The sequence below is a fragment of the Marinobacter halodurans genome, assembly GCF_004327985.1.
Taxonomy (GTDB): domain Bacteria; phylum Pseudomonadota; class Gammaproteobacteria; order Pseudomonadales; family Oleiphilaceae; genus Marinobacter_A; species Marinobacter_A halodurans.
On record NZ_SJDL01000087.1, the window covers coordinates 1 to 3,770 of the forward strand.

Here is a 3,770-nt window from a genome sequence, read left to right on the forward strand (position 1 = left end):
GCCTTTCTTTAACTGACATGCACCTCAAAGGGAGAAGCCAACGCACCTTATGACATCACGGCCAGGGCAAACCGGCTGTCGGCTTCACCGACGGTTCCGGGCGCCCCTGTCCTGGCGAAAATGGCCGCCAAACGCCAAGGCTAAAGCACCTCTGGGTTCGCCGACGCTATTTCCTTAATAGAGAAGCACCGGGCTCGTCCAACACCGGATCAGGTCGCGGCTGCGCGCGACCTATCCTTATTTGTTAGCAGATTCTGCCTGAAGACGCTCCACCAGCCACACCTTGATGATCGATTGGCGGGTAACGCCTATGCGCGCAGCCTCACGATCCAACGACTCGACAACCCAAGCCGGGAAATCGACGTTGATTCGCTTTTGTTCCTGATTAATGCGCCGGGCAGAGGACAGGTCTAGGTCATCAACAACGTCTTCCTGATCTTCCTCAAATTTTTTGTCGAAGTCTTTAGCTTTCATAGAGCTCAACCTCCTTCTTGCGGGAACGTCTGACTGAAATCAGACGAATACGAGCATCCCTGTATGTGACGACCGCCGACCAGTGCTTGTCACCAATCTTGCCTATCAGCAAAAACCTCTGCTCATCCTCTGATTTTGCGCGGATCTCCAGCAGGTATGGATCTTTCCACAGCCCTTGGGCAGAAACGAAATCAATACCGTGCTTGTCCAGGTTGGCCTGGCTTTTGGCTTCGTCGAATTCAAACTCATCCATGAGTACAAATTATTCCTTTTTTACTCACCACGCAAGATTTGGAAGGAAGCTTTAGCTGCTAACGAGGCTGTAGAAAAACCCAAAATAGAGCGAGTATTCCACCGCCTTCGATCTCGTTTTTTTCAGCCGGCATTGTCCAGTTTTCAGATTGATTGCCCTTTATAGCCTCCAAGGGCTGCTACCATGACAACATCTTCGTGGAGCGTCTCTGGCGTAGTGTCAAATATGAGTGTGTCTATCTCACCGCCTTCGAGGACGGACACCACTTGAAGCAGGCGCTCAACCGGTACTTCCGGCACTACAACCAGACCCGGTACCATCAAACATTTGATTACCAAACACCAGATGAGGTGTACTACCAGCAACCCATGACCCTGGCAGCTTGAGCCGGGAATACAACTGGATCAGAGCTTAACTGCACCTTCAGGCTGTCCAACTGATGGGGTCCACCTCACACATTACCCATGCTGTATTGCAGTAGTGACGCTCTGATTCTCCATTGCTTGAATACCAGCTATTGCCACATAAAGGACACGGCTTAAATGAGCGATTCCGATCTCCTTCGCATCGGCGACTACAAAAACAAGCCTTTAACTCCATAACAGCCGCAACCTTCATTAATTACTTCAGTCTGCACCAACGGACACATAACGCCTGCCGTCACCGGTGACAAAGCCGGAGCGAAGCGGAGGTTTTGGCATCCGGTGCACGGCTTGGTTATGCAGCATGTAGCGGCTTGATTCGATCCACTTCTTCCTTGACCGACTGCGCGGCAGTCCAAAGATCAACAGACCGCTGTGCGTTCAGCCAGAACTCCGGCGAATTACCAAACAAACGCGCAAGCCGGAGCGCCATTTCAGGACTCACAGCACGACGCTCGCGCAGTAACTCATTAACTGACTGACGAGAGACACCCAGAGATTCAGCCAACCCCGAAACGGTAAGGCCATAGTCCGGAAGAAAGTCTTCCCTCAGCATTTCACCAGGATGAGTCGGTTTGCGCTGCATACCGGCAGTATTAAGAATAGCCATAGTCATCACCTCACTCAGTGGTAGTCACACACTTCGACTTCATACGCATCGCCATCTTCAAAACGAAAACAGATACGCCACTGATCATTGATTGAAATTGCGTGCTGCCCCTGCCTGTTTCCCGACAGTGGGTGAAGACGGTTGCCGGGCGGCACTTTCAAATCCTCAAGCTGTAAGGCCAGATCCACGTATTCAAGTTTTCTAGCAGCTCTCGGTGCAACATCCGCAGGAAATTTCTTTGACTTGCCCTTGGAGTAGAGCTCTTGGGTTCGTTTGTCAGCGAAGGATTTGATCATGAAGCAAAGTGTATTGCGTCACGTGACACTTGTCAACGAGGCGTAGGAATGACTGCATAACGCTTTTGTTCAGCGGCAGCTTTTGCGCAGCGAAGCGGAGAAAAAGCTGTCCGGTGGAGGGCCATTTGGCCCGGAACAGACTGGAACAACTTGTTGAACGAAGCCGCTACGCGGCAGAGTTATAAGTCGTCTGTACTTCCCTGATCCCTTCCATTCCGGTAGGGCCCTCAGGAGAAGTGTAATGAACACCCACGAACACACCCGTTTTCAGGCACTGTACCAACGCTACCTCACCGAACTCACCCTGCGGGGCAAAAGCCCCAAGACCATCGACCTGTACACCCGCTGCCTGCGCCAGGTGAGCGACCACTTCGATACCTGCCCCGACCAGCTTAGCACCGATCAACTGCAGCAGTACTTTATGCACCTGGTCGAGCATCGTTCCTGGAGCCTGGTCAAGATTGCCCGCAATGCCCTGCAGCGTTTTTACCAGTACGTGCTCGACAAGCCCTGGGACTACGTCCCCATCACCAAGCCACCCAAGGTCCAGACGCTGCAGGATGTGCTCTCCCTGGACGAGGTCGGACGGCTGATCAGTCACACCCGTAAACTCAGCTATCAGGTCTATTTCCTCACCACCTACAGCCTCGGGCTGCGCCTCAGTGAGGCCCTGAACCTGACCATCGCCGATGTCGACAGCCATCTGATGCGGATCCATGTCCGTTGTGGCAAGGGCAGGAAGGACCGGTTCGTGCCTTTGCCGTTGATGACCCTCAAGGCCCTGCGGCGCTACTGGGCCACGCATCGTCATCCCGTTCTCCTGTTTCCCGGTGGACAGCCTCCCTATGAGTCGGTTGCTGTCTCCGGTGAGCCCCGGGTGATGGACCGGGGCGGGGTACAGAAGGCCATCAAGCTGGTTGCCCGGGACTGCGGCATCCGCAAGCAGGTCCACATCCACTGCCTGCGCCACAGCTTTGCCACCCATCTGTTGGAGAACGGCGTTAACCTGCGCTCGATCCAGACCCTGCTGGGGCATGCCAGTCCGGTCACCACCGCCCGTTACACCCGGATGACCCACGAGGCCCAGCAGAACAGTGCCCTGATGATCAATGCCCTGGTGGACCGCCTGCAGGTCGACTGGGTGACCGAATGATCACCCTGGCGCAAATCCTTGGCGATCACCAGGGCCGCCTGCGGGATCGTTATGGCGAGCGGATGCGACCGGAGCATTACGCGGCCCTTCAGTCGATCCTCGCCTGCCATACGCCGGCCTGCGGCGAGCTCCGTTATCGGTGCGCGCCGTGCCAGCAGACCCAACAGGCGTATCCGTCCTGCGGCCACCGCAGTTGCCCGGCCTGCCAGCACAGCACCAACCGCCAGTGGCTGGAGCGGCAACGGCAGAAGTGGTTGCCGGTGGACTATTTCCTGGTGACCTTCACCCTGCCGGCCCAGTTACGGGGCTTTGCCTGGCACCACCTGCGGTGGACCTGTCACACCCTGTTCCAGGTCGCCCGGGAGACGCTGAATCAATTCGCCCGCAACGATCAACGCCTGGGCAACCAGCTCGGGCTGGTCGGGGTGTTGCACACCCACTCCCGTCGCCTGGCTTTCCATCCCCACGTGCATCTCGTGGTTCCCGGGGGTGGGCTGACCGGGCCTCACTGGCAGGCCCGCACCGGGCACTACCTGTTCAACGGCCGGGCCCTGGCGACGGT

6 protein-coding genes and 1 pseudogene are annotated in these 3,770 nt (G+C 56.2%); 3 read left to right on the forward strand and 4 right to left on the reverse strand.

The annotated features are described in order from the left end of the window. Positions 1-237 precede the first annotated feature (237 nt). Both brnA and EZI54_RS23185 read right to left on the reverse strand, forming a co-directional pair. Positions 238-474: a type II toxin-antitoxin system BrnA family antitoxin gene (gene brnA, locus EZI54_RS23180; RefSeq protein WP_131484236.1), complete on the reverse strand. Its 237-nt coding sequence runs from the start codon at positions 472-474 to the stop codon at positions 238-240. Continuing rightward, positions 464-727, reverse strand: a complete 264-nt coding sequence (locus tag EZI54_RS23185) for a BrnT family toxin (protein ID WP_131484237.1) — start codon at positions 725-727, stop codon at positions 464-466. The genes brnA and EZI54_RS23185 overlap by 11 nt, the downstream gene beginning before the upstream one ends. A 185-nt stretch (positions 728-912) precedes the next feature. Between EZI54_RS23185 and EZI54_RS23190 the strand changes: the two are divergent. Next, a pseudogene (locus EZI54_RS23190) lies at positions 913-1,113 on the forward strand (integrase core domain-containing protein); the annotation flags it as partial. A gap of 331 nt (positions 1,114-1,444) precedes the next feature. Here EZI54_RS23190 and EZI54_RS23195 read toward each other — a convergent pair. Beyond that, positions 1,445-1,759 (reverse strand): HigA family addiction module antitoxin, encoded by a 315-nt coding sequence (locus EZI54_RS23195; RefSeq protein WP_008174257.1) that lies wholly within the window; start codon positions 1,757-1,759, stop codon positions 1,445-1,447. Positions 1,760-1,773: 14 nt separating this feature from the next. Beyond that, positions 1,774-2,055, reverse strand: a complete 282-nt coding sequence (locus EZI54_RS23200) for a type II toxin-antitoxin system RelE/ParE family toxin (protein ID WP_093477488.1) — start codon at positions 2,053-2,055, stop codon at positions 1,774-1,776. Positions 2,056-2,296: 241 nt separating this feature from the next. Between EZI54_RS23200 and EZI54_RS23205 the strand changes: the two genes are divergently transcribed. After that, positions 2,297-3,208 (forward strand): tyrosine-type recombinase/integrase, encoded by a 912-nt coding sequence (locus EZI54_RS23205; RefSeq protein WP_131484239.1) that lies wholly within the window; start codon positions 2,297-2,299, stop codon positions 3,206-3,208. Beyond that, a partial coding sequence (locus tag EZI54_RS23210) for an IS91 family transposase (RefSeq protein ID WP_131484240.1) occupies positions 3,205-3,770 on the forward strand: 566 nt, incomplete at its 3' end. The genes EZI54_RS23205 and EZI54_RS23210, both read left to right, overlap by 4 nt.

Coding starts and splice junctions, on each gene's coding strand:
- brnA (WP_131484236.1), bottom strand. CDS start 474: ATGAAAGCTAAAGACTTCGACAAAAAATTTGAGGAAGATCAGGAAGAC.
- EZI54_RS23185 (WP_131484237.1), bottom strand. CDS start 727: ATGGATGAGTTTGAATTCGACGAAGCCAAAAGCCAGGCCAACCTGGAC.
- EZI54_RS23195 (WP_008174257.1), bottom strand. CDS start 1,759: ATGGCTATTCTTAATACTGCCGGTATGCAGCGCAAACCGACTCATCCT.
- EZI54_RS23200 (WP_093477488.1), bottom strand. CDS start 2,055: ATGATCAAATCCTTCGCTGACAAACGAACCCAAGAGCTCTACTCCAAG.
- EZI54_RS23205 (WP_131484239.1), top strand. CDS start 2,297: ATGAACACCCACGAACACACCCGTTTTCAGGCACTGTACCAACGCTAC.